At 56.2% G+C, this 24,293-nt stretch carries 20 protein-coding genes; 7 read left to right on the top strand and 13 right to left on the bottom strand.

Annotated elements, in window-relative coordinates:
* Window positions 1-210 precede the first annotated feature (210 nt).
* Entirely contained in the window at window positions 211-2,658 is a 2,448-nt protein-coding gene (locus J4D97_RS10140; RefSeq protein WP_208307477.1) for an endonuclease MutS2, read from the top strand.
* A gap of 131 nt (window positions 2,659-2,789) precedes the next feature.
* Here the strand turns inward: J4D97_RS10140 and J4D97_RS10135 are convergent, their stop codons facing one another.
* The 6 genes from J4D97_RS10135 to J4D97_RS10110 all read right to left on the bottom strand — a co-directional run bounded on the left by J4D97_RS10135 (window position 2,790) and on the right by J4D97_RS10110 (window position 9,147).
* Entirely contained in the window at window positions 2,790-3,776 is a 987-nt protein-coding gene (locus tag J4D97_RS10135; protein ID WP_208307476.1) for a mechanosensitive ion channel family protein, read from the bottom strand.
* Between the two features lie 104 nt (window positions 3,777-3,880).
* Complete coding sequence (gene murB / locus J4D97_RS10130; RefSeq protein WP_208307475.1) at window positions 3,881-4,912, bottom strand: UDP-N-acetylmuramate dehydrogenase; 1,032 nt, start codon at window positions 4,910-4,912, stop codon at window positions 3,881-3,883.
* A gap of 206 nt (window positions 4,913-5,118) precedes the next feature.
* Window positions 5,119-6,516: a sugar MFS transporter gene (locus J4D97_RS10125; protein ID WP_208307474.1), complete on the bottom strand. Its 1,398-nt coding sequence runs from the start codon at window positions 6,514-6,516 to the stop codon at window positions 5,119-5,121.
* A gap of 143 nt (window positions 6,517-6,659) precedes the next feature.
* Window positions 6,660-7,076, bottom strand: a complete 417-nt coding sequence (locus J4D97_RS10120; protein WP_208307473.1) for a DUF1810 domain-containing protein — start codon at window positions 7,074-7,076, stop codon at window positions 6,660-6,662.
* A 47-nt stretch (window positions 7,077-7,123) separates the two neighbouring features.
* Window positions 7,124-8,113: an RNA 2'-phosphotransferase gene (locus tag J4D97_RS10115; protein WP_208307472.1), complete on the bottom strand. Its 990-nt coding sequence runs from the start codon at window positions 8,111-8,113 to the stop codon at window positions 7,124-7,126.
* Between the two features lie 56 nt (window positions 8,114-8,169).
* The gene (locus J4D97_RS10110) at window positions 8,170-9,147 is read right to left on the bottom strand and encodes a hypothetical protein (protein WP_208307471.1); all 978 of its coding nucleotides are present in this window, start codon (window positions 9,145-9,147) and stop codon (window positions 8,170-8,172) included.
* Between the two features lie 211 nt (window positions 9,148-9,358).
* Here J4D97_RS10110 and J4D97_RS10105 point away from each other — a divergent pair, with 211 nt between their 5' ends.
* From J4D97_RS10105 to J4D97_RS10095, 3 genes are all read left to right on the top strand, one after another.
* Entirely contained in the window at window positions 9,359-10,543 is a 1,185-nt protein-coding gene (locus tag J4D97_RS10105; protein ID WP_208307470.1) for a THUMP domain-containing class I SAM-dependent RNA methyltransferase, read from the top strand.
* A 48-nt stretch (window positions 10,544-10,591) separates the two neighbouring features.
* The gene (locus J4D97_RS10100; RefSeq protein ID WP_208307469.1) at window positions 10,592-12,352 is read left to right on the top strand and encodes a M14 family metallopeptidase; all 1,761 of its coding nucleotides are present in this window, start codon (window positions 10,592-10,594) and stop codon (window positions 12,350-12,352) included.
* Between the two features lie 65 nt (window positions 12,353-12,417).
* Window positions 12,418-12,999: a hypothetical protein gene (locus J4D97_RS10095; protein ID WP_208307468.1), complete on the top strand. Its 582-nt coding sequence runs from the start codon at window positions 12,418-12,420 to the stop codon at window positions 12,997-12,999.
* 14 nt (window positions 13,000-13,013) lie between these two features.
* Here J4D97_RS10095 and J4D97_RS10090 read toward each other — a convergent pair whose 3' ends face one another.
* The 6 genes from J4D97_RS10090 to J4D97_RS10065 all read right to left on the bottom strand — a co-directional run bounded on the left by J4D97_RS10090 (window position 13,014) and on the right by J4D97_RS10065 (window position 20,863).
* The gene (locus J4D97_RS10090) at window positions 13,014-13,817 is read right to left on the bottom strand and encodes a hypothetical protein (protein ID WP_208307467.1); all 804 of its coding nucleotides are present in this window, start codon (window positions 13,815-13,817) and stop codon (window positions 13,014-13,016) included.
* Window positions 13,818-13,952: 135 nt separating this feature from the next.
* Window positions 13,953-15,191 (bottom strand): bifunctional 3,4-dihydroxy-2-butanone-4-phosphate synthase/GTP cyclohydrolase II, encoded by a 1,239-nt coding sequence (locus J4D97_RS10085; protein ID WP_208307466.1) that lies wholly within the window; start codon window positions 15,189-15,191, stop codon window positions 13,953-13,955.
* A 172-nt stretch (window positions 15,192-15,363) separates the two neighbouring features.
* Window positions 15,364-16,569 (bottom strand): glycosyltransferase, encoded by a 1,206-nt coding sequence (locus tag J4D97_RS10080; RefSeq protein WP_208307465.1) that lies wholly within the window; start codon window positions 16,567-16,569, stop codon window positions 15,364-15,366.
* A 110-nt stretch (window positions 16,570-16,679) separates the two neighbouring features.
* On the bottom strand, window positions 16,680-17,903 hold the full coding sequence (locus J4D97_RS10075; protein ID WP_208307464.1) for a glycosyltransferase family 4 protein: 1,224 nt from the start codon (window positions 17,901-17,903) through the stop codon (window positions 16,680-16,682).
* 165 nt (window positions 17,904-18,068) lie between these two features.
* Window positions 18,069-20,108 carry a DNA primase gene (gene dnaG, locus J4D97_RS10070; RefSeq protein ID WP_208307463.1) on the bottom strand — a complete coding sequence of 680 codons (2,040 nt, stop codon included), beginning with the start codon at window positions 20,106-20,108 and terminating at the stop codon, window positions 18,069-18,071.
* Between the two features lie 101 nt (window positions 20,109-20,209).
* Window positions 20,210-20,863, bottom strand: a complete 654-nt coding sequence (locus J4D97_RS10065; protein ID WP_208307462.1) for a head GIN domain-containing protein — start codon at window positions 20,861-20,863, stop codon at window positions 20,210-20,212.
* Between the two features lie 154 nt (window positions 20,864-21,017).
* Between J4D97_RS10065 and J4D97_RS10060 the strand changes: the two genes are divergently transcribed.
* The 3 genes from J4D97_RS10060 to J4D97_RS10050 all read left to right on the top strand — a co-directional run bounded on the left by J4D97_RS10060 (window position 21,018) and on the right by J4D97_RS10050 (window position 23,681).
* Entirely contained in the window at window positions 21,018-22,118 is a 1,101-nt protein-coding gene (locus J4D97_RS10060; protein ID WP_208307461.1) for an Mrp/NBP35 family ATP-binding protein, read from the top strand.
* A 55-nt stretch (window positions 22,119-22,173) separates the two neighbouring features.
* Window positions 22,174-22,509, top strand: coding sequence for a NifU family protein (locus J4D97_RS10055; protein WP_185284009.1), 336 nt, complete (start codon window positions 22,174-22,176; stop codon window positions 22,507-22,509).
* A 227-nt stretch (window positions 22,510-22,736) separates the two neighbouring features.
* Window positions 22,737-23,681, top strand: coding sequence for an ADP-ribosylglycohydrolase family protein (locus J4D97_RS10050; RefSeq protein WP_208307460.1), 945 nt, complete (start codon window positions 22,737-22,739; stop codon window positions 23,679-23,681).
* Window positions 23,682-23,797: 116 nt separating this feature from the next.
* On the opposite strand, the gene J4D97_RS10045 is transcribed toward J4D97_RS10050, so the two are convergent.
* Window positions 23,798-24,154 carry a four-helix bundle copper-binding protein gene (locus J4D97_RS10045; RefSeq protein WP_208307459.1) on the bottom strand — a complete coding sequence of 119 codons (357 nt, stop codon included), beginning with the start codon at window positions 24,152-24,154 and terminating at the stop codon, window positions 23,798-23,800.
* Window positions 24,155-24,293 lie beyond the last annotated feature (139 nt).

The following is a 24,293-nucleotide window of genomic DNA, read 5'->3' as shown; positions in this document are numbered from 1 at the left end:
TTGCTTTGTGCTGCATCGTGGTGACGATGCACCTATGAAATAGCTCAGGCAATGGGACCGGTACACGGCCCGTCCGGAAGAAACGTTGTGCCCCTACCCAGTTGCGCCGCCGTAAAAACCACGCTATATATCGTGCAAAGCGAATCTTTCTGCCATGCATCGGTGTTTATCTTTGTACGTTCTATCAAAATCGCAACGCGCACTTTACTATTGATTTTTCCGAATAACTTCGAGCATAAAATAGGCTTCTCGCAGCTGCGGGAGCTACTGGACTCCTTCTGCCTGAGCCCATTGGGCCGGCAGTTTGTGGCCAAAATGCAGTTTCAGACCAAGCATGATCAGCTGCTGAAGCTGCTCCAGCAAACCGACGAATTTCGCCAGCTGTTGCAATCGGGCGCCGATTTTCCCGGTCAGCACTACCACGATGTGCACCCGCACCTGGTGCGCGCCAACTTGCCCGGCGCCTACCTTGATGTAACGGCGTTTTTCGCCATCAAAATGTCGTTGCGTACTATTCGGGAGGCGTTGGTATTCTTTGTGCACGCCGAGGAGGGGCTATATCCTACCCTACGCCTGCTGGGCATCGGGGTGCAGGTAGACCGCAACCTGCTGGCTACCTTAGACAAGGTAGTGGACGACGACGGCCACGTGCGCGATAATGCTTCGCCGCTGCTGTTCCAGCTGCGCCAGGAGCTGATCAATCGCCAGGGAATGCTGCGTAAGCAAATTGCGGGCGTATTGCGCCACGCCCGCGAGCAAGGCTGGGTGCCCGATGGGGCTGAGCCAACCATTCGGGGTGGGCGCTTGGTGCTGCCGGTGCTGGCTGAGCACAAGCGCCGCGTGAAAGGCCTAATCCATGATGAATCGGCGACGGGCCAGACGGTGTATATCGAGCCGGAAGCGGTGTTCGAGCTGAACAACGACATCAAGGACCTCGACAATGCCTACCAGCGCGAGCTGATTCGCATCCTGACCTCGCTCACCGACCAGCTCCGCCCGCACATTCCCGACCTGCGCAAGGCTTACCAATACCTGGGGCTGATTGATTTCATTCGGGCCAAAGCCCGCTTGGCGCAGCGCCTGGAGGCCACCCTGCCTACCCTGCACCCGCGCCCGCTGATGCAGTGGCGCACCGTGCGCCACCCGTTGCTGTACCTCGCGTTTCAGGAGCAGAGTAAGAAGAAACGCAACAGTGACGAGCCGCAGGAGGCGCCCCGCGAGGTGGTGCCGCTGGATATCGACCTGACGCCGGAGCAGCGGATTCTGCTGATTTCGGGGCCGAACGCCGGGGGTAAGTCCGTGGCCATGAAGACGGTAGGGCTGGTGCAGTACATGCTGCAATGCGGCCTGCTGATTCCGGCCGATGGCACCTCCGAGGCGGGCGTATTTGAGGACGTGTTTCTGGACATCGGCGACGAGCAGAGCCTGGAAAACGACCTGAGTACGTACTCCTCGCACTTGCTGAACATGAAGCAGTTTCTGCTGTTTGCCGGCAAGCGCAGCCTAATCCTGATTGACGAATTTGGTACCGGTACTGAGCCCGTATTGGGCGGCGCCATTGCCGAAGCCGTGCTAAATCAACTCAATCAGGTGCGGGCGTTTGGGGTAGTCACCACACACTACACCAACCTCAAGAACTTCGCTGAGCGCACCGCGGGCATCGTAAACGGCGCCATGCGCTACGACCCCGAGCAGCTGCAACCGCTCTACCGCCTGGAAATCGGTAAGCCGGGCTCGTCGTTTGCCATCGAAATTGCGCGCAAAATTGGGTTACCCAAGCAGATTGTGGAGCGCGCTACCCAGCTGGTAGGCAAGGACAAAATCCGCTACGACCGCCTGCTCGAAGGTCTTGAAAAAGAGAAAACCGAGCTAGAGCAGCGTACTGCCGAAGCCACGAAGCAGGAGCGCCGCCTGAAGAAAGCGGCTCAGGAATACCAGGACCTGAAGCGCTACCTCGAAGAAACCCAGCTCGACGTACTGCGCGACGCCAAGCAGAAAGCCAAAGCGCTGCTGAAAGACACCAATCAGCAGATTGAGGCGACTATCACCGAAATCCGCCGCTCGCAGGCCGAGAAGGAGCAGACCAAGGAGGCCCGCCAGAAGCTCGATACGTTTGTGCGCGAAAAGCTACAAATAGAGCCGCCCAAGCCCCGCCCTACCCGCGAAATGGCCGACGCCGCTACCCTAAAGGCCGGCGACCGGGTAGCCCTGCTCGGGCAGGAAGGCCACGGCGAAATCATTGGGGTGAAGGGCAAAAACGCCGAGGTGCTCTTTGGCGGCATGAAAACCTTCGTGAAGGTGAGCCAGCTCGAAAAGCTGAGCCGGGCCGAAGTGCGCGAGCGGGAGAAGAAGGCCGAAAAAGCCGTGTACTCCGGTGCCGGCGCGGGCCTGGACCTCACGGGTCGCCTGGCCGATTTCAGCCCTACCCTCGACCTACGCGGCGAGCGGGCCGAGGACGCTCTGCACAAAGTAATGGCCTTCGTAGACGACGCCGTGATGTTCGGCATCCCCGAAATCAAGGTGTTGCACGGCCGTGGCAATGGCATCTTGCGCCAAGTGGTGCGCGACTACCTCCGCTCCGTGCGCAGCATTGCCACCGTGGGCGACGAGCACGCCGACCGCGGCGGCGACGGCGTAACGCTGGCTGTGCTGAAGTAAACTATGTGTAGGGGTGCCTTGCAGGCGTCCACTCGTCAGGACTGCATGCTATAGTCGTGCGCTCATCAACAACTAAAAAGCCCCCACACTAAACAAGTAGTGTAGGGGCTTTTTCTTTGCGCAAAAGCAAACTAGGCCGGTTTCTCTTCCGTAGCTTTCTCTTCCGAAGCCGGCGTGGTTTCGGGCTCGGGGCGGGGGATTTCGCGGGCAGGGCGGGGCACGTCGCCGTTGCCGGCGGGCCAGCCTTCGCGCTGGGCGCGCCGGTCGCCGTCGGTTTCTTCGGTCTGGTCGTGCAGCAGGATTTGCTGGGTAGGGAAAGGCAGGTCGATGCCGTTGAGTACCAGCTTGTTTTTGATGGCCTCCAGCACGCCGTCCATCGACTCCATGTAGTCGGAGCGGCGGGGCGGGTTGATCCACCAACGAGCGCGTAGGTTCACGGTACTATCAGCCAAATCTACCACCAAGGCTTCCGGGGCCGGGTCAGAAAGCACGCCTTCTACCTCGCGCATGGCCTCCAGCATCAGTTGGCGCGCCTTGGCAATGTCGTCGCCGTAGCCAATGCCTACGTCGTATTGCAGGCGGCGCTTTTCGTAGGCCGTGTTTACGGTTACGGAGTTGATAAAAAGTTCGGCGTTCGGAATCACCACCCGACGGCCATCATAGGTTTTGATGGTGGTGGCGCGGGTCTGAATGGTTTCGACAGTGCCCTCAAAATCTTTGTATTTAATCTGGTCGTTGATTTTGAACGGTTCGGTGAGCAGAAGCAGAATACCCGCCAGGAAATTTTGGAAGATGTCTTTGAATGCAAAGCCGATGGCCACGCCGCCTACCCCCAGCGCGCTGATGAGCGTGGTAGGGGTGAAGCTGGGAATCATGACGGTGAACGTGACCAGAATGCCAACAATCAGCATAAACACGTAGGCCAGCCGGCTTAGTAGCAGCGTCAGGCTTTGGCTTTGCTGGCGGCTGGCCGTCACTTTCCGAACCAGCGACCGGACGCCGCTGGCAATAAACAGGAAGATAACGAAGACAACAATCCCCAGAATCAGGTTGGGTAGCAGGGCCATAAAATCCCTGCCCATGGCATTTATCTTCTGCCAGGCAATAGAAAAATTCATAGAAATACGCACTGGTAACCTGCCAGCAGCATAGCGGGCAGTTGGTAGGAGCTTGACAGTAGACACGTAAGTTGCCGCTCCAGGGTTACCAGCAGGGACTTCTGCTACATGATATTCACCTCGGGGTGCAGCTCCACGCCAAACTTGGCCCGCACCGACGCAATAATCTCATACGCCAGCGCTTGAATATCGGCGCCGCGTGCCGCGCCGTGGTTTACCAGCACCAGCGCCTGCCGGTCGTGCACGCCGTAGTCGCCGCGGCGGTGGCCTTTCCAGCCGCTGTGCTCAATTAGCCAGGCCGCGGGCACTTTCACGCCGCCGGGCACAGGGTAGCCGGGCAGGTCGGGGTAGGCGGCTTTCAACTCGTCGTACTTGTGCTGGGAGAGTTCGGGGTTTTTGAAGAACGAGCCGGCGTTGCCGATTTCGGCAGGGTCGGGGAGCTTGCTGCGGCGGATGCTGATAATCGCCTCGCTCACTTGGCGGGGGGTAGGGTCCGTGTCGATGCCCATGTCCTGCAAGGTAGTAGCAATGGCTCCGTAGCTGACGTTGAGCCGAGCCTCGCGCAGCAGGCGAAATACCACGCTGGTCACGATAAACTGGTTTTTCAGCGGACCTTTGAACACGCTTTCGCGGTAGCCGAAGCCGCAGGCGGCCCGGTCGAACGTACGCACCGCGCCGGTGCTGATTTCCATGGCTTCCAGGTACTCAAAGGTATCCTGCAACTCGGCACCGTAGGCCCCAATGTTTTGCAGCGGTGCGGCGCCCACCGTGCCCGGAATCAGCGACAGATTCTCAATCCCACTCAGGTCCTGATCCAAGGCAAACTGCACCAGCCCGTGCCACGACTCGCCCGCTCCGGCCCGCACCAGCGCCGTGCCGCTGGCCGTATCTTCCTCCGTAATCTCTAGCCCGCGAATCTCGTTTTTGAGCACTACTCCCTCGAAGTCCTTGGTGAAAAGCAAGTTGCTCCCGCCACCGAGAATTAACTTCTCCGCTTGTTGCACGTCGGGCAGTTGCAGCAGCGCCCGCAGCTCCTCTGCGCTGGCAAAGCGAGCAAACAGCTGGGCGTGAGCATCAATGCCGAAGGTGTTGTAGGGGCGAAGAGAAACGTTGGTTTCGAGGGTAGGAGTACGCATAGCGCAAAGATAAGTCGTAACGCGAACCGGCGCTTTATCCAAACGTGCGCTAGCATTTAGAAGCTAGCTAAAAGGGTTTTCAGAACGGTGTAGAGACGCATACTTGCGTCTCGTCGTTGAACGATTTCGGCCACACAACGCGGCTGATGAGACGCAAGTATGCGTCTCTACTACCAAACAGCCCCTTGGCAACGCTACGTTACGCGCTACCGCACCCGGTAGCCACTCACCGCATAGAACAGCAGGTAGGCGTAGCACAGCGCAGGTATGATGAAGGCGATGCGTAGCCCGCCGCCGTTGGTAGCAATGAAGCCCATGAGGGGCGGAATGATAGCGCCACCCACAATGGCCATAATCAGGTAAGACGAACCTTGTTTGGTGAATGCCCCTAACCCCTTGATAGCCAGCGGGAAGATAACCGGCCATATAATGGAGTTCATCAGGCCGCAGAGCACAATCAGCCACAGGGCCGTTTCGCCGGCCATGAGTACCGACGCGAGCACCAGTCCTACCCCCATGGTGCACACCCCTACCAGTAGAAAACGGTCGTTGAAGCGGCGCAGCAGCGGAATGCCCACAATGCGCCCTACCATCGACCCAAACCAGTAGGAGGCTACTAGCACGGCTCCCACCGCTTTGGTGAAGCCAGCGGTGGTGTCAATCGGGTCAGGGGCCTGGCCGAACAGGGCAGCTGCCCAGCTGGTAGCCGCGCTCAGGCCGCGTACCAGCTGCTGCGTGAAGCTGCTGAGCTGCGTGATACCCTGCGCCTCGCCGTAGCGAATCAGGAAAGAGCCTAGGCCTACTTCTACACCCACGTACAGGAAAATAGCCCCAATGCCCAGTACCAAATGGCGAAAATCCAGCGCCGAGCGGCGGCCGGCCACTGGCGCCGCCACAGCTTCGGTTTCATCCACCGGAATGCTGTCGATTTCAGGCAGCTTCAGCAGAAAAAACACGCCTGCCAGCACCGCCAGGAAAATGGCTAAGCCCAGGTAGGGCGTTTTCACCAGCGCCGATTCTTCGGCTAGGCGCTGGGCGGTAGGTAGGGCCGCCAGCCGGGCCTTCAGCACCGCCGAGCCGCCAAACAGCAACAGCCCGCCCACCAGCGGCGACAGGGTGCCGCCCAGGTTATTGGCCACGCCCACAATGCTCACCCGGCTGGCGGCCTGCCGTGCGGGCCCCAGTACCGCCACGTAGGGGTTGGCCGCTACCTGCAACAGCGTCACGCCCGCGCCCAGCGCCGCCAGGCCCGCCAAAAACAGTCCAAACGCCTGCGTATTAGCGGCCGGAATAAACAGCAGCGCTCCGCAGGCCATAATCAGCAGCCCCAGCACAATACCGCGCTTATAGCCTACCTTCTCTAGAATGCGTCCCGCCGGCAGCGACATCAGGAAATACGCCCCAAAAAATGCCGACTGCACTGCCGTCGACTCAAAGTCGGTGAGCTGGCACACATCTTTGAGGTAGGGCATCAGCACGTCGTTGAAGTTCGTGACGGCCCCAAATAAGAAGAACAAGGCCGTCATGGCGGCCATGGGCACGAAGTAGCTGCCCGTAGTAGCCGTAGCGGCGGTAGGCGAGGAGGTAGTAATGGGCGCAGCCATACAGGCAAGAATAAGCGAGGAAACAACAAAACGGCCCTTGCGGGCCGGGAGTAATGTTACGGAATTTGGGGGTAACTACTCTACCGTGTCACTACAACATAGTATCCCGCTTGCCTATTGTGCGGTCGTATGCTGCCGTTGTTTTACCTGTGTAGTAGTTGCAGCGTTTTGTCGTCCTTAGTGCCGTTGAAAAACTTGTCCAGCACGGCCTGAAAAACCGGATCTGCTTTGGGTAGGGACGCAAACAGCGTCATAGAGGACTTTAGCTTCAGATCATCGGGGCTGCCAAAAACGCTGGTTGCATTGCTGGCACTGAGCGTCAGTAATGCATTGCTGATTTCCAATAATCTGCTTCCTAAAACAGGATGCGCGAGATACGCCTCGGCTTCTGCTGCGTCTCGTACAGCGTAGAATCTCGACGTTTCGCTGAAGCCTAAGCCTTGTATCTGTGGAAAAATATACCACATCCAATGGCTGCGCTTTCGTCCGTTTTTTATTTCGGATAAGGCAGTTTGGTAGTCGGCTTTTTGGGCGTCGAGGAAACGTGTTAAGTTGGGCATAACTAGGTCTATTATAAAGGTGTGAGGAGTATGAAAGGTGTAAGTCACTAAATCTTACTAAAGATATTTTTACTCAACTTTTGCCAAATCTTCTTAAAAAATCCTTTCGATTTATTTTTAATAACATAATATTTTGTAATGTATTCTCGCTCATCTAAATCGTAATAATACTGTTGGTCTATCCAAAGGCCATTCTCTATCCAATTTTCGAAAGAGTTATAAATATTAATTCCAGGATAACCATCAATCTCTTGCTCTTCAGTAGTGTATGTAAGATGTACTACGTAATATTTGCTGGTTTTCTTGTTTACGAACAAAGCATCATCACAAGTTCCTGTGTTCCAGACCAGCTCTAGGTCGTCCAAATGTTTGTATAAAATATGTGATTTGCGATTGCCAATTTCTCTTTTTAGTTCTTTAACGTAATAGCCTTTCTCATCATTATCTCTATACCAGGGCGCAAAAAATAAATATTTCGCTGGGATATTATTAGTCAACCAAACACTGTCATTTGTCTTGTAAAAAGACCAGCCGTCCTTTATAAGTGGATCTGTGTCAACTTCTATTATAAATGGTTTGCCATGTCGCTTTGCGACAGTAGTAGCCGTTTCTATGTCTTCTGATAAGTGTACAAACTGTCTATTCATGGAAAGAAGCCCATCCTGCATAACTTGAGTTAGAACAGAAGTTGTAGTGCCGTGATAAAGAGTTTCTGGTGGTATTTTTATTTTGTCGTCGAGTGAAACAGGGAACGAGTGTCCGTGAGTAGCTCTGATTCTATTTACATCTCTTTCGATTTCCCAGCGTGATTTTTTGAACGATCTGTTGAGATTGATCAATTGGTCTGTACTTAAAGAGATGTTTTTATTTGATAAAGCTTGTAATAAAGCGTCAAGTTCGATCCAGCCAAATTTGTCAGCTTCAAGTTTTGCTTGTGCTGGATTATGTCGTAGCCAATAGCTGATCAGCTTACTTATATTTTCTTGTTTTTTTCTTATAAAGACTAATGATTGATACAAATATTCTTGTTTGCTCATCTATATTAAGATACTTATTTATTGTCAAGTAGAGTAGGATGCACATCCTATGTTATCTACAGCGGCACGCGCCGCCGCAACTCCCGATAAGCGGGCATATCATCCTGCCCCGTCAGCGACTCAAACATGCTGATAAAGGTGCGCACCAGCTCAGGATCAGCGGTTTGCATAGCGCGGGCGTCGGCTACCCGGTCGAGGTTATACTGGCCCAGAAACACCACTAGGGCGCGGAACGGCTCGTTGGCCTGTGCATCGGCGCGGATAAATAGCTGTAGCGGCAGCACCGAGGTAGCATAGTGCGGCGGTAGTTGCGCCTGGGTTTGGTCGGTGTGCTGCGCAGCGGTTTCCTGGAAGGCTTGCTCTACGGCGTGCAGCACCCGGTAATGCGCTTGGCGGTGTTCGTTCCACTCGGCGGCTGTGATTTGCAATTCGGGGTGAAACTGCTTCCACACGCCCTGCGCATAGCTGTGAAACAGCGTGTTAGCTTCTTTGGTGGGCGGGAATAGCTCCGAGGTTTCTTCGGTGGTGAGGGTAGCCATATAGAACTCGCGGGCATCGCGGGCACGGTCTACCAGCAGCGCCTGAATGCGGTCGGTGAGGGCCTGTGTCTCGCGTGGGTTGAGCGGAGGCTGGTGGTGGTGGGAGTAGAAAGTGCCAATGGAGGCCGAATCGGTGAGTATGGCCACGTATTCGCTACCCTTAGCATCGTCCAGAAACTTGCAGATTTCGGTCATAATCGGCTGAAAGCCGTGGTAGAGCTGGCGGGTAGCGTCGCTGATGGTCGTCACGGCCTTATCGATGTGGCCTTCCACCGCGTTGCTGCGCTCCACTAGCTGCTGCGTTTCCTGACTGATCTGCTGCATTTTTTGTAGGGCCTCGTCGGTTTTGCGGGAGGCATTATCGGCCGCTTTCCAGCTCTGAAACGCCACGAACAGGGCCAGAAACGACGCCACACTACCAATAATAGAGTAATGGGAACCTAACAGATTAGACGCCGCCAGCCCTGCCCCGATCAGCACTAGAAACAGCGCCATGTAAAAAAGGCTACTCTTGTTAGGGTCGAAAAGGAAAGAAGGCCGCATGGGGAAGCGCAAGTGATTGGGTAGGATGAGTAGAGCTATAGCTAGAATTAGAACTAGCTTGAGGCGAGGGTAGGGTAGCTCTGATTTTAGCTCCCAACGATATGCGAGGTACAAAGTTCGCGCTACTCCCGACCTTTGCGCTTTCACTTATTTCTTTTGCCCTATGGCCAACCGCCGCTCCCGCCCGTTTCCAATGACTGCCACCACCCAATTTGGCCTCGAAGAGGTACTGGCCGATGAGTTGCACCAGTTGGGTGCCCACATCGAAAAGGTAGGGCAGCGGGCCGTGGAGTTTAGCGGCGACAAGCAGTTGCTCTACGAAGCCGTGCTATGGTGCCGTACCGCCATGCGGATTCTGGTGCCCTTCGCCGGCTTCTACGCCCGCGACGAGAAAGCTCTCTACCGCGAGGTAGGCCGCATCGACTGGAAGGAGTTTATTGGGGCCGACCAAACCTTCGCCATTACGGCCGTAGTTAATAAGTCGTCGTTCGAGCACTCGCTGTTCGTGGCCCAGCTCACCAAAGATGCCATTGTAGACCAGTTCCGCAACCGCACCGGCCAGCGTCCCAGCGTGGACGTGAAGAACCCCGATATCCGCTTGCACCTGCACATGCTGGAAAACGAGGTGACCCTGAGCCTCGACGCGGCCGGCGACTCGCTGCATCGGCGCGGCTACCGCCAGCAAACCAACGTGGCCCCGCTCAACGAAGTATTGGCTGCCGGCCTGCTGCTGCTCACGGGCTGGGACGGTAAAAAGACCCTCATCGACCCCATGTGTGGCTCGGGTACTTTGCTCACCGAGGCTGCGCTCATTGCCCAGCGCATTGCGCCGGGCCTCTACCACCAAGGTAAGTTTGGCTTCGAGAATTGGCCCGATTTCGAGGCGGCGCTCTGGGAATCGGTGCAGCTGGACGCCCGCCAGATGCGCCTGGAGGAGCCGCAAGCCTACCTCGCCGGCTCCGACATTTCCCGCGAGTTCATTGAGTTGGCCCGCGAAAACGTGGCCGCCGCCGATCTGGAGGATTTCATTCGCCTGGGTGTGCGCGACGTGGCCGAAGCCAAAGCCCCCGCCAAAGAAGCGCCCGGCATCGTCATCATGAACCCGCCCTACGGGGAGCGAATCGGGCAGGAATCGGAGATGGAAGCCCTTTACAAGACCATTGGCGACACGCTTAAAGCCGGTTTCCAGGGCTACGATGCCTATATCTTCACCGGCAACCTGGAAGCAGCCAAGCGCATTGGCCTGAAAACCTCTCGCCGCGTGCCACTCTACAACGGGCCGATTGAATGCCGATTACTAAAGTACGAGCTGTACCAAGGCTCCCGCAAAGCGGCACGCCCAGAGTAGGGAAGGGGTACTTTTTCCTAGCTTCACGCCGTCACTGATTTCACTTCTATGTTGCCACTGGTTCTTTCCGCGCTGCTTCTCGCGTCTTCACCCGCCACACCGCCCGCCGATTGGAGTACGCCGTTTGAGCGTAGCAGCGGCAACACAACGGCCACGTATGCCCAGTGCATTGCCTACTACCAGCGCCTCGATAAGGCATACAAGGAAATCACCGTGCGCGAAGTTGGCGAGACTGACTCGGGACGGCCGCTGCATGAGGTGGTGATTTCGACGGGCGGTGGCAAGGCCGATCCGGCTACTGCTCGTCGGCAGGGCCACCGGGTAGTATTAATTCAGAACGGTATTCATCCTGGTGAGCCGGAAGGTATCGACGCAAGCATGATGCTAGCCCGCGACTTGGTACAAAAGCCAGCGCTGCGCCAGCTGTTGCGCAACACTACCGTCGTGCTTATACCTATATATAATGTAGGCGGGGCACTGAACCGCAATAGTACTACGCGTGTAAATCAGAATGGCCCCGAAAGCTATGGTTTCCGGGGCAACGCGCGCAACCTCGACCTGAACCGCGACTACGTGAAGCAGGACTCGCGCAACGCCCGCGCCTTTGCAGAGCTGTTTCAGCGCTGGCAGCCTGATGTTTTTCTGGATAACCATACGTCCAACGGCGCTGATTATCAGTATACCATGACGCTGATACCAACGCAGAAAGACAAGCTGCACCCGGTTCTTAGTCAGTATCTGACGGCGCAGTTGCTACCCGCTCTGTACCAGGGCATGGACCAGAAGCAGTGGCCCCTAACGCCCTACGTAGATTTTCTGGGCCGCACGCCTGACGCCCGCGGACTGGTTGGCTTCCTGGAAACGCCGCGGTATTCCACGGGCTACGCGGCGCTGTTCAACACCATCGGCTTTGTAACAGAAACCCACATGCTAAAGGCCTTTGCGCCCCGTGTGTGGGCTACCTACGATTTTATGACGGTGCTGCTGCAAGCTATTCAAACGCAGGATGCCGCCTTGGCGCAGGCGCGCACTGCGGCTGCACAGCAAATGACTGCGCAGCAAGAGTTTCCGCTGGCTTGGAAGCTCGATACCACCCGCGCCGAAACGTTTACGTTTCGTGGTTATCTCGGCCACCTGAAACCAAGCGAAGTGAGTGGGCAGCCACGTCTCTATTACAATCAGCAGGAGCCGTACACGAAGCCCATTCCCTTCTATAATAGCTTCCGGGCCACTACCACGGTGCGTCGGCCAGCGGCCTACCTTATTCCACAGGCCTGGGGTGAGGTAGTAGAGCGCCTACGCCGGGCTGGGGTCCAGCTTCAGCGTCTGCGCCAAGACACCACCCTAACGGCCGAGTTCTACCACATCGACGATTATAAAACCAGCTCACGACCATATGAAGGGCACTACCTACACTCGCAGGTGCAGGTAACCGCACAGCCACAAACCGTACATTTCCTTCGTGGCGACTACGTAGCCCAACTCAATCAACCAGCAGCCCGGTATTTAGTGGAGATGCTTGAGCCACAGGCTACGGATTCCTTTTTTGCATGGGGCTTCTTCGATAGTATCCTACAGCAGAAGGAGCACTTCTCTGATTATGTATTTGAGGATTTAGCAGCTGAGTTACTGCGCCAGCAACCCGAGTTGCGTCAACGCTTGGAAAAGCTCAAAAAAGAAAACGCAGAGTTTGCTTCTAATGGCCAGGCCCAATTGGAATGGGTTTACCGCAACTCTCCTCATTATGAAGCAGCCTACTTACGCTACCCCATAGCACGTTGGCAGGGTAGGGCGCTACTCGTTGACTAGGTAGTAGGAAATCCCTACCTTCCGTTTTTACTTATTCCTGTAATTCTTATTTTCATAACTACCCTATGAAACAGCGTTTTATTGCAACTATATGCATGGCTATGCTTGGAGCTACTAGCTGCCAGAAAGCTGATGTCGAGCCAGAAGATACCGCCATTCTGCACGAGAAGCTGCACGGAAAATATAAGTTATTGAGTGCCAGTAGTTCCGAAGCGGTAGATAGTAACAACGACGGTTTGTTTTCTACTGACTTATTAGCCGAAGAAGCCTATCTAGCTAACGCAGACGTTGAGATACGTATCCTGAGTGCGCAGCAGCAATATACAGGGGGCATTATGGGACATCTCTTCGTGCAGTGGTGGCAGCGGCCGTACGTTAATCCATACAGCACATCTGCGGGTAATACCAAGGCCGGATATGTCATGCAGGCCGCGCCCGAAAAATTTACGTTCGACGCTACTACGCAAACATTCCATTTTACGCCCCGGGAAATCCCGGATCCTGATTGGCCCGCTCCAGTTTCTGTAACGGTAACAGCTAATGAGGAATTGGTTGTTGTCTCAAAGCTACCAGTGTATTCGAGCACAATCGGTGTGCATTTTGTTACAGTTACGGCTCACTATAAACGCTATACAATAGTTACGTAGACTAGAGATTTGTACTAGTTATTGGCAGCAGCAAGTGAGTTTGCATAGTTCACGATATAGGCTAGCTCGCGGGCATTAGTGTACTCCAAATGATTCACCTTCGCATATGCCTCTATTTGGCGCTGCTGTTGGCGAAAGGCATTGAGCAAATCCTTTTTGGGATTCCGTAGCGCGATAATACGCCCATCCGGGAGACCCAGATAAAAATCATCTTTGATGTCTGTATAGAGTTGCGTTGCGGGAATGCCCGCTCCGTAGGGATATCCTCCACGGTAGGCACCGTATCCATACGGCGAATTATAATTGGCGGCGCGCTGTACCAACGATTCCCGACGAAGGAGTAGGGTAGGGCCGTTGCTCAGTTGCTCAAAGAAGCCCGGCGACTTGAAGTCGCTATAGTCATTGCCACGATTCCAACGGTACACTCGAAAAATCCGAACCAGGCTAGTATCAGGGCGCTCCTGGCGGCGCCGTAGTGGACGGGTGCTATAAAAAGGATTGCCGTAGTAATAGCCAGCGCGGGCATCGTAAAAGTCGTCGTAGTAATACGGATTGCGACGCCGGTCAATCTGCTCGCCCTTTACGGCGAAGCTCTGCACGGCTACGGCCGACAGAGTGCGCACCGAGCCATCGCCAAGCTGAATCTGCACTACATCCTCGCGGCGGTTAAGGGTAAGCGGGCCCTCTAATGTGTCGCCATCCGCTAATAGAATAGAGCTATCCGTGAATTGCTGAACCAAGCCTTGCTGCTGGGCCTGCGCCGGACCCAGCCACAGCCAGCTTAGTAGGAAAATGAAGAAAGGAGCAGGACTTTTCATAAGCGTAAGCATAGTAAAATCTTACAACAATCTCCGTGTTACCTTCATTCCACAACACGAAGCCGGGTATCCGGTGTTCTTAAACAAGACAGTTTAAGAACACCGGATACCCGGCTATACGACAGGGTAAAGCTACTATTCGGCAGAAGGTGAGCCAGGTTGCTCCGACAGCAGCTGACTCAAAATTGTGTGGCCCAGCTTGTCGCGCTTGGTAGTGAGGTAGCGCTGGTTGTGTTCATTAGGCGCAATTTCAATCGGCACCGTATCTACTACCTCGAGGCCGTACGCAGCCAAACCAGTGCGCTTACGTGGATTGTTGGTGAGCAGGCGCATCTGCGAAATACCCAAATCACGCAGGATGGAAGCGCCTACCCCGTAGTCGCGCTCATCCATCTTAAAGCCTAATTCCAGGTTAGCCTCTACCGTGTCACGGCCTTGTTCCTGTAGTTTGTAGGCTTTCAGCTTATTAAGCAAGCCGATGCCTCGGCCTTCCTGGTTCATGTAGACGATGACGCCTCTACCTTCACGCTCAATCTGCTGCATGGCCTGGTGCAGCTGGGGGCCGCAGTCGCAGCGGCAGCTCCCGAAGATGTCGCCGGTAACACAAGAGCTGTGCACACGCACCAGTACCGGCTCGGGGCCAGCAATATCTCCTTTCACCAGCGCCAAGTGCTGGGCGCCGGTGGAGCGCTGGGTGTAGGCAATCAGGTCGAAGTCGCCCCAATCGGTGGGCATCTTCACGGAGATTTCGCGGGTGATAAGACTCTCTTTTTCAAGACGGTACTTAATGAGGTCCTGCACCGAAATCAATTTCAGATCCCACTTATCGGCCACTTGGCGCAGCTCCGGCAGGCGAGCCATTTCACCATCTTCCCGCAAAATCTCCACCAGCACGCCCGCCGGTTCGAAGCCTGCCAAGCGGGCCAGGTCTACGGCGGCTTCGGTGTGACCAGCGCGACGCAATACGCCTTCTTTGCGGGCTTTCAATGGGAAAATATGGCCGGGCTTGCCCAGGTCCTCCGGCTTAGTTTCGAGGTCGATGAGGGCTAGAATGGTCTTGCTCCGGTCGGAAGCCGAAATACCAGTGGTGACGCCGTTCTTGAGCAGGTCGATGCTGACGGTGAAGGGGGTAGCATGCAGGGCCGTGTTGCGGCCTACCATCAAATCCAACTCCAACTCGTTGCAACGAGCTTCGGTGATGGGCGCGCATACCAACCCGCGGCCGTGGGTGGCCATAAAATTGATGACCTCGGGGGTAGCGCAACGGGCGGCGCAGATAAAATCGCCCTCGTTTTCGCGGTCTTCGTCATCGACAACAACGACTACCTTGCCGGCGCGGATATCGGCAATGGCATCTTCTATGGAATCAAGCATGATGCGTGAATTTTGCTAGGTAAGCAGGTATCGCGAAAGCAAGCTGCCTTCGCGAAAAAGTGAAAGTTCTATGCTGAGTTGACAACCATCAACAAGCCGCGAAGTTAGTTGGCGAGCCGCAAAATTACGGGAAGCATTGGCGCAATACGCTGGATCGGCGGTATACCTCGGCTTACTTGCTCTGTTGAAACCGCTGGGTAGGCTCCCATACGGTGGTGCGCACGCCGCGTGCGTACCGATAGAGGCCGAGTAGCAAGGCAGCGTTCATACTATAAAAGTGGGTAATAAAGCGTAAGGCGCGCAAGTGCCGGTTATGGTAGCGGCGTAGCCACCAATCGACCAGCATCAGGCCGGGTCCGGCCAGCTGTCCAGCCAAAATCAGGGAGTATACCCAGCTAGCGCCACGCACCACTAGCAGCACATTAGCAAACAAAGTAAGCAGCAGAAGCAGCGGTGTCAGCCAGCGTAGCACTTTGTGCGACCAATAAGCGAAGCTAACACCACGCCATGGCGGCCATAGTAGTTGACGGAAGGCCCACAGGTTTTGAAAGTTTCCGGCCGAGATGCGCGCTTTTCGTCGGAACTCCTCGGGCAAGCGGTCCGATACATCTTCGTAGCAGTGAGCGTCTAGCTCGTTGATGGCTTGATAACCATCGCGCAGCACAGCTAGTGAAATATAGAAATCATCCACTAGAAAGGAGGCCGGGGCCGGGTGGTAGCAAGAGCGTCGGACGGCAAAACAGCCCCCGAAGGCACCGATCATAGCGCCCCATATTACGCCTTCCTGGTATTTGACCATATTTTCGCGCTCCAGATACGCTTTCTCTTGCCCCGAAATTCCTTCGCGACGGTGAGCAGGATTGAGAATATGGCCTCCTACCTGCCCAATAGCCGGATTGCGGAAGTGCTTAACAAGGTGATAAAGTGTATCGGTGGTGAAGAACACATTGGCATCGGTGAGCACTAGAACTGGTGCTGTGGCTTCTTGGGCCAGCGCATCCATAACTCCAGGCTTACCCATGCGTTGCGTAAAAGTCCTAAAGCGCAAATTTGGGTGAAGTAAGGTCAAACGCGTAATGATGCTGTTCGTTTGATCCTGCGAGTTATCGGAGCCGATGTAGAAGGTGAGCTTACCGGTGGGATAGGTAGTGTTGAAAGTTGTTAGAATTTTCTCTTCGATGACTTGCTCTTCGTTAAAAACGGCCAGCAATACATCTACATGGGGAAGTGCGGAGTCGTGCGGAGCATACGTATCCTGGTTTTGCGTGCTATGCCGGGCCAAATAGTTGAGCAACAGCGGGAAGAACAAGTAGGTATGCGCAATCAGCAAAATTCCGCCGGCCAGCACGCCGCCCAATAGTAGATCAACTTCCTTCATATGTTGTCAGGCAGTTGGCAACTGACAGTAAGCGCGTGCCCCCTTTGCTTTTCGCAAAAGGAGTGAGAGAGAATAACAACGCAGCACCAGCAGCTTCATACGCCGCAAACTTACGCGCTTTCGCGTAGGCTGCCTAGGCTCCCGTATAATTGCAAGAAACGCTCGATGATGCGGCGGTTGTCATAGAGGCGGGCAATAGTACGTTGTGCCTCGTGGCCAATCTGTTGGTAGGGCAATTCGCCTTCGTAGTAGGCCCGCAACCGCGCTACCCACACTTGCGGCTCGTCGCAGAGCAGAATATCGTGCCCTTCGCGCACGGCAATGCCCTCGGAGCCCAGACCGGTACTCAGAATACACTTGCCCAATGCCATGCCTTCAATAATCTTGATGCGCATGCCGCCGCCCGAGAGCAGGGGCACCAGCATCAGCTCGTACTGCTGCATAAACTTAGCTGCCGATTCCACAAAACCGTGCACGTGGATATTGTCGCGGCCGTGGCGATGTTGGATGGCAGGTGGTGTGGACTTGCCCGCCAAGTGCAGCTCCAACTCGGGCAGTTGCTCGTGCACCTGTGGCCAGATGTTGGTCAGAAACCATTCCACACCTTCGCGGTTCGGCAGCCAATCAAGCGAGCCGATGATGAATACTGTGCGCGGTCGTGGGCGTTGGGTCGGGTCGGGCGCCAAGCGTGTGGCATCTACCCCAGCCGGAATAAACGTAACCGGCTCGGGACAACCTAACGCTAGCAGCCGGCGCCGGTCGGGCTCGGTAATGGCTGCTATAGCATCGAAGCGGGGAAGGTAGTGGCGTTCATACTGCTCCAGGCGTCGAGCCAAGTGGCGTAAATACCATGCTTTCGCAAAGTTGTATTCTCGCCCGGCCAGCATCTGCCAGATGGTGTGTTCCACGTTGTGTGCCCGCAGAACTACCGGTACATGGGGAGCCACCCGCCGGATGGTATCAATGTACCAAGTCACAAAGGTGCCTTCTACCTGCACCACGTCGATGGTTTCGGTTTGCAGAATCTGCGTGAGTTGCTCGGCTAGCGCCGGATTCACGAACCGCTCCACATTGTACGGAATGCTGCCCAGCAGTAAGTTGCGCAGAGCCCGGACAGGCCGCAGGCGTGTATCCACGGGTACCGTTACCAGGCGCACATCGGAGCCGAGGTGGTCGAGCGCGGTGTCGGGCTGAAAGTGTTTGGGAGTATTTACGGCCAGCACTGTTACCTGGTGCCCTGCACGCGCCAGGCCAGCAGCCACATCATACATGGCTATGGCACCACCATCGTGCGGCGGAAACGGAACGCGAAAACAAAGTTGCAGGATATGCAAGGTAGAAGAGTAGGATGGGCACACAAAGCTACAAAGAAGCGAAAGTCCTTCTCGGCCCGAACTCAATCAAATTGTGACATGCCACAAAAGGCCCTGATGTAGTATTCCTTATGGGCTGAGCAACGCCTGAAAAGCGTATGCGAAGCAGGGGAAGTAGCTTTTGCATCAGGCCCGACGTGGAATAACGGTGCCTAAGTGGCTAGCTAGCTCATTATCAAGGCGCTTGTAGAGCATTAGGGCTTCCAGAATCTTATCGACGGCGGCCGGGTCGGTGGCATCGCGCAGCTCTTGTTGCAACTGGTCCAACTCCCGCTGCACGGTTTCTTTTTTCAGGCGCAGCAGGGCGTTGTCGCAGGCAATTTGCAACTGATCCAACTCGCGGGGTACGTATATCTGGTGGGTGCTCCAGTTGGGGCTTAGCTCGTACTTTTCAGTGGCAAGGTCGCTCACCAAGGCCCGAATGTCGCCGCGACTGTGCTGGATGAAGTGGCGCACGTCGGGCCAACGGCCCTCATTCATCTCTTCTTGGCACAGGTGCAAGAGGTCGGCGTAGATGGGCGTGCGTAGGGGCGTTTCTTCCAGTTGCGCCAGTATGTAGTGAGCCACGGTTACTTCGGGTTGCAGCAGTTGGGGCGCATAGAGTAGTAGTAGGCGCACAATTTCCCGCTCGCACACGGCCAGAACGTCTTCTACCAGCTCTACCTCTTGCGTAGGTGCAGCGCTGCCCAGTTCCTCGGGGGTAGCGCCATACATGAGCATCTCGGCTTCCTCTTCTTCCGAAAGAGGCCGAGCCGGGGCGGCGGGTTGCTGCCGGCCAGGGGTAGGGAGGGCCGGTGAAGCCGGGGCCGGGCTGGCACCCCCGGCGGCCTTGCCCGAGGCGGTGCGCACCAGCTTGTTGTACTCCGTAATCAGCACTTGCTCATCAATGCTGAACGCGGCGCTGGTCTGCTGCAAAAATACCTGCCGCTTAATGGGGTCGGGTACTTTGGCAATGCTCTGAAGCACGTCGCGGATAGCCTCGGCTTTCTTCACCGGGTCTTGCGCTGCCTCGCGGGCTACTAGCTTGGTTTTGAAGCTGATGAAGTCCTGGCTCTGCTGGTCGAGGTGTTCCTGAAAGCGCTGGTCGCCTACCTTGCGGATGTAGCTATCGGGGTCGTCGCCGTCCGGGAACAGCACTACGCGCACGTTCAGGCCACCCTCAAGCAGCATGTCTACCCCCCGCAACGAGGCCTTGATACCGGCTGCGTCGCCGTCGTAGAGCACCGTTACGTTGTCGGAATAGCGCTTGATGAGGCGAATCTGCCCTTCCGTGAGGGAAGTGCCCGACGAAGCCACTACGTTCTTGATGCCACCCTGGTGCAGGCTCAGCACATCGAGGTAGCCTTCTACCAGGTAGCATACTTCCTCCGTCCGGATGGCCTGCCGCGCCTGGTACAGCCCGTAGAGAATATCCGATTTATGATAAATCTCTGACTCCGGCGAGTTCAGGTACTTGGCCGTCTTATCGTTGGGTTTGAGCGTGCGTGCCCCAAAGCCCACTACCCGCCCCGAAATGTTGTGAATCGGGAACATCACGCGCCCCCGAAATCGGTCGTAGCGGCGGCCGGTGTCCTGGCCTGCATCGTCGGTGCGGGTCACCACGAGACCAGTTTTTTCCAGGTATTTGCGGTCGTAGCCGGCGTGCTCGGCGGTTTTCAGCAGGTCGTCCCACTGATCCAGGGAGTAGCCCAGCTCGAAGGTAGTAATGGTGGTCTGGTTGAGGCCGCGCTGGCGCAGATAGCTCAACCCAATACCCTGGCCCTCATCCGATTTCAGCAGCAGTTTGTGGTAGTGGTCTTTGGCCCAGCTCGAAATGATGTACTGCGAATCCTTCTCGTTCTGCGCTAATTGCTGCTCGGGCGTTTTTTCTTCCTCCTGAACATCAATGCCATACTTCTTGGCCAGATACTTCAGGGCCTCTACGTAGCTGGTGCCCTCAATGTCCATGATGAACTGCACCACGCCGCCGGCCTTGCCGCACCCAAAGCACTTGTACAGTCCCTTGGCCGGCGCCACCGAAAAGCTCGGCGACTTCTCGTGGTGAAACGGGCAGCACGCCCACATATTCTGGCCTTTCCTCTTCAGGGGTACAAAATCTCCTACCACCTCCACAATGTCGGCGTGGTGGATGATCTGATCGACGGTTTCTTTGGGAATGCGGGCCATAGGGAGCAAAGATAACAAGGCTTCGCGGCGGCTCACCCTGAGCCGCCGCGAAGCCTTGTATACGGACGTGTTGCCTGGTATTCCGGGCGCCGCCCGGCAACTTACTTGCGGTTGTGAATATCGCTGCTACCCGATGCCCGCGACGACAGCTTTACGGCCGACACGTAGGCGTCGCTGCTGCCGCTGGCTTGTACGGTAGCTTGCTCGCTCACCAGCTTGGCGGCGTGGTAGTCGCTGCTACCGCTGATCTGCACCTGCTGGCGCTCTACTTGGCCGGTGAGATACACGTCGCTGGCACCGGAGGCCTGCACGTTCAGGCTTTTGGCGTTAAGCTGTAGGGTCACGTCGCTGGCGCCGCTGGCTTGAATTGCGAAGTTGTCGGCCGTAAAGGGCGTTCTGCCTTTCACATCGGTGGCGCCGCTCAGTTTCAGGGCCGTCAGGTTGGGACAAGTGACGTAGATTTTTACTCCGTTTTTTTCGCTGTTCAGCAGGTTGCGAAGGGTAGCCGTCATGCCCTCACTTTCGCGGTAGATGCGCAGTACGCCGTTGCGCACTTCCGTTTTGATGTACGATTGAGCTTCCTCGGGTGCTTCCACTACCACGCTCGTCTGTGGCCCCTGGGTTAAGTAAATAGTAGTGGCCCCGCTAGCCTCCAGTTGGGAGAAAGCAGCGAGCGGACGGTCTTGTTTGCTTTGCGCGGCAGCAGAGCCAGCGAGCAGACCCAGCATCCAGAGGGTGAGTGCGAAAAGTTTCATGGCGAAGAAGGGTGTATAGGTTGGCGATTGAAAGGGTAGATGCGTGGTTGCCGTTTGGGGTTGCCTGAGTCCCGCAAAAAGGTAGGGCGTCACCCGTCGGTAACTTCCGCCCGTGTTTCTGGGTTATCTTTACACCTCGGAAACACTCCTACCTATGGCTATTACTACCGAAGACGTCCTGAAAGCCCTCAGCTACGTCGAAGAACCGGATTTGGGCAAAGACCTCGTGACCCTCAACATGGTGGAGGATGTGCAGGTAGACGGCAAAAACGTGTCGTTCACCGTGGTACTTACTACCCCCGCCTGCCCGCTTAAAGAGCTGATTCACAACGCTTGCGTGCGCGCCGTGCATACTATGGTGGACAAAGAAGCGCAGGTGACTGTCAACCTGACCTCGCGCGTGACCACCATGCGCCAGAACCGCGACATCCTGCCCGGCGTGAAGAATATCATTGCCATTGCCTCGGGCAAAGGTGGGGTAGGGAAGAGCACCGTAACGGCAAACCTGGCCCTGGCCCTGGCCCGCACCGGCGCCCGGGTAGGCCTGGTCGACGCCGATATTTCCGGCCCCAGCATGCCCTTGATGTTTGGGGTGGAAGATGCTCGCCCGCACGTTTTCCAGGGTCCGGACGGCCGTAACCTGATTCAGCCCATCGAAAAATTTGGTGTGAAGCTGATGAGCATTGGCTTCTTGGCCCCGGCCGAGTCGGCCATTGTGTGGCGCGGGCCGATGGCCTCGTCGGCGCTCAAGCAGTTCATCACGGAAGTGGATTGGGGCGAGCTGGACTACCTGCTGCTCGACATGCCCCCCGGCACCTCCGACATTCACCTGACCATGGTACAAACGGTGCCTGTCACCGGCTCGCTCATCGTGACTACGCCGCAAAAAGTGGCCCTGGCCGATGCCGAGAAGGGCTTGCAGATGTTCCGACTACCCCAAATCAACGTGCCCGTGCTGGGGGTGGTAGAGAACATGGCGTGGTTTACGCCCGCTGAGCTGCCCGACAATAAGTACTTTATCTTCGGTGAAGGCGGCGGTGCTGCCCTGGCCGATAAGCACGGCGTGGCCCTGCTGGGCCAGATTCCGCTGGTGCAGAGCATCCGCGAAAACGGCGACGAGGGCACGCCCGCCATTTTGCAGGAGGGCACGGCCGTGGCCGCTACCTTCGAGCAGTTGGCCGAGGAGCTGGCCCGCCAGGTGAGCATACGCAACGCCGTGGCGCCGCGCACCAACGTGGTGCAAATGAACTCCTAATCCGGTATCCGAATATTTTTTCGAACTTCGCGAACCGCCCACTTGTATATCTAGTATGACGCATACCCCCACCATTGCTGACCATCCGCTGTTGCCGCGCATCGAGCAGGCCCTGGACGGCATCCGCCCCTACCTGGCCGCCGACGGAGGCAACGTACGCGTGTTGGACATCACCGACGACATGGTGTTGCAACTGGAGTTGCTGGGCGCCTGCGGCACCTGCCCCATGTCGCCGATGACGCTGAAAGCCGGCGTGGAAGAATCGGTAAAGAAAGCCGTACCCGAAATTCGTTCCGTACAAGCCATCAACGTAACGCCCATGGCTGAGCAGCCTGCTGGCCAAACCGGCCACCCGCTGCCGCCCACGCCCGTGCCTACCCCGGATTTTTAGCACTTCTGCTACTACCTTATAAAACAGCGCCAGCCTTCTACAAAGAGGGCTGGCGCTGTTTATTTGTAGACTTGCCTCTTCTTCGTCTGTCATCCTGAACGGAGCGAAGGACCTTGTTACGTTGAAACGAGTCTTTGTTGCTAGTATCGCTCTAGCGTGAGAAGGTCCTTCGCAAGCTCAGGATGACAGATGAAAAAAAATGCCATAAACGATTTGCAATAAGCGTTATGTTGAAAATATCGACCCTTGAATCTCAAGTAAGAGCAGCTTTATTAGGTCTGGCCGTAGGCGATGCGCTGGGTGTGCCCGTAGAGTTTGAAAGCCGTGCCCGTCGCAGGCTCGACCCTGTAGTAACTATGCGGTCCTACGGCACCCACCACCAGCCTGCCGGTACCTGGTCCGACGATGCCTCCCTGACATTTTGCTTAGCCGAAGCTATTGCTGACGGTTTCACGGTGCAGAAGGTTGCCCAGAATAGTGTCAACTGGTACTACGAAAACTCCTGGACGCCGCACGGCCGCGTGTTCGACATTGGCATCACCACGCGGGAGGCGCTGCAACGGCTGCGCACCAATAAAGACCTGCTTTTCGCGGGCGGTACCGACGAATACAGCAACGGCAACGGGGCGCTGATGCGTATTCTGCCGCTGGCGTTCTATCAACCGGAAACGTTACTACAAAACCGCTTCCAGCTGATTTCGGAAGTGTCAGCCATCACACACGGACATGTACGCTCCGCTGTAGCGTGCCTGCTGTACCTGGAAATGGCGGCGTATCTGCGTGCTGGCTCAACGCCCGCTGCGGCCTACCTTGGCCTGTGCAAAGAGGCTCCTGCGCAGCTTCAGGCGTTGCATATTCCAGCTCAGGAGATACAGCGCTTTCAGAATATACTGAGCGGCCGCCTACCCAACTTACCGATACAAGACATCAATAGCGGCGGCTACGTGCTGCACACGCTGGAAGCGGCGCTGTGGTGCCTGTTGCGCCACGAAACGTACGCCGAAACTGTGCTGGCTGCTGTCAACCTCGGCGACGATACCGACACGACGGGTGGCGTTGTGGGCGGTTTAGCTGGTTTGTATTATGGTGAAGCTGCTATTCCCGCTGAGTGGCTACAGGTGCTGGCGCGGCGGGAGGATATCGAAGCTTTGTGCCATCGAATGGCGGTGTAGAATCTCTGTCATCCTGAACGCAGCGAAGGACCTTATCATGCGGGAACGAGTCGTTGATATGACCGTTGTTTTAGCGTGATAAGGTCCTTTGCTCTGCTCAGGATAACAAGGAAAACCTACGCAGCAGCATACTGCTTGCAAGCATCCACGCAGGCCTGGCAAGCTTGCGCACAATGCTGGCAGTGGTCGTCTTTGTGCTGGCCGCACTCGTCGGCGCACTTCTGGCAGATTTCGATGCATTCCTTGATGACGTGCTTGGCGTGGTCAGAGCTGCGGGCGATGAAAGCGGCAGTGAGGCGGCAAATATCGGCGCAGTCGCGGTCCAGCTCAATGCAGGGCACCATCATCTGGATGTTGTCTTCGTGCAGGCAGGCATCGGCGCACATTTCGCAGGCCACGATGCAGCGGCTGAGTGCGTCGAGTACGGCTTGGTTTTTTTGCAGATTAGCAACGGAGGCAGGAACATGGCCCATAGGAGAGGAGATTTAGTTGAATGAAATACAGCAGAGCTAACTGCCCTGCGCTTCTTTGGTATACGCAGGGTAGAAGCAGGACGCCGGTGTAGAATTGTGCGGGATGTGTGCACGATTTCCGTGCTTGTGCGGTTTATGA

Origin of the sequence: Hymenobacter defluvii (assembly GCF_017589435.1) — a bacterium.
Taxonomy (GTDB): domain Bacteria; phylum Bacteroidota; class Bacteroidia; order Cytophagales; family Hymenobacteraceae; genus Hymenobacter; species Hymenobacter profundi.
The sequence above is the reverse complement of the archived record's forward strand: the minus strand, read 5'-3'. Positions and strand labels throughout refer to the sequence as shown.

What these genes read in the sequence shown, in the direction of transcription:
- J4D97_RS10135 (WP_208307476.1), bottom strand. Translation starts at nt 3,776, where the DNA reads ATGAATTTTTCTATTGCCTGGCAGAAGATAAATGCCATGGGCAGGGAT.
- murB (WP_208307475.1), bottom strand. Translation starts at nt 4,912, where the DNA reads ATGCGTACTCCTACCCTCGAAACCAACGTTTCTCTTCGCCCCTACAAC.
- J4D97_RS10125 (WP_208307474.1), bottom strand. Translation starts at nt 6,516, where the DNA reads ATGGCTGCGCCCATTACTACCTCCTCGCCTACCGCCGCTACGGCTACT.
- J4D97_RS10120 (WP_208307473.1), bottom strand. Translation starts at nt 7,076, where the DNA reads ATGCCCAACTTAACACGTTTCCTCGACGCCCAAAAAGCCGACTACCAA.
- J4D97_RS10115 (WP_208307472.1), bottom strand. Translation starts at nt 8,113, where the DNA reads ATGAGCAAACAAGAATATTTGTATCAATCATTAGTCTTTATAAGAAAA.
- J4D97_RS10110 (WP_208307471.1), bottom strand. Translation starts at nt 9,147, where the DNA reads ATGGCGCTGTTTCTAGTGCTGATCGGGGCAGGGCTGGCGGCGTCTAAT.
- J4D97_RS10105 (WP_208307470.1), top strand. Translation starts at nt 9,359, where the DNA reads ATGGCCAACCGCCGCTCCCGCCCGTTTCCAATGACTGCCACCACCCAA.
- J4D97_RS10100 (WP_208307469.1), top strand. Translation starts at nt 10,592, where the DNA reads ATGTTGCCACTGGTTCTTTCCGCGCTGCTTCTCGCGTCTTCACCCGCC.
- J4D97_RS10095 (WP_208307468.1), top strand. Translation starts at nt 12,418, where the DNA reads ATGAAACAGCGTTTTATTGCAACTATATGCATGGCTATGCTTGGAGCT.
- J4D97_RS10090 (WP_208307467.1), bottom strand. Translation starts at nt 13,817, where the DNA reads ATGAAAAGTCCTGCTCCTTTCTTCATTTTCCTACTAAGCTGGCTGTGG.
- J4D97_RS10085 (WP_208307466.1), bottom strand. Translation starts at nt 15,191, where the DNA reads ATGCTTGATTCCATAGAAGATGCCATTGCCGATATCCGCGCCGGCAAG.
- J4D97_RS10080 (WP_208307465.1), bottom strand. Translation starts at nt 16,569, where the DNA reads ATGAAGGAAGTTGATCTACTATTGGGCGGCGTGCTGGCCGGCGGAATT.
- dnaG (WP_208307463.1), bottom strand. Translation starts at nt 20,108, where the DNA reads ATGGCCCGCATTCCCAAAGAAACCGTCGATCAGATCATCCACCACGCC.
- J4D97_RS10065 (WP_208307462.1), bottom strand. Translation starts at nt 20,863, where the DNA reads ATGAAACTTTTCGCACTCACCCTCTGGATGCTGGGTCTGCTCGCTGGC.
- J4D97_RS10060 (WP_208307461.1), top strand. Translation starts at nt 21,018, where the DNA reads ATGGCTATTACTACCGAAGACGTCCTGAAAGCCCTCAGCTACGTCGAA.
- J4D97_RS10055 (WP_185284009.1), top strand. Translation starts at nt 22,174, where the DNA reads ATGACGCATACCCCCACCATTGCTGACCATCCGCTGTTGCCGCGCATC.
- J4D97_RS10050 (WP_208307460.1), top strand. Translation starts at nt 22,737, where the DNA reads ATGTTGAAAATATCGACCCTTGAATCTCAAGTAAGAGCAGCTTTATTA.
- J4D97_RS10045 (WP_208307459.1), bottom strand. Translation starts at nt 24,154, where the DNA reads ATGGGCCATGTTCCTGCCTCCGTTGCTAATCTGCAAAAAAACCAAGCC.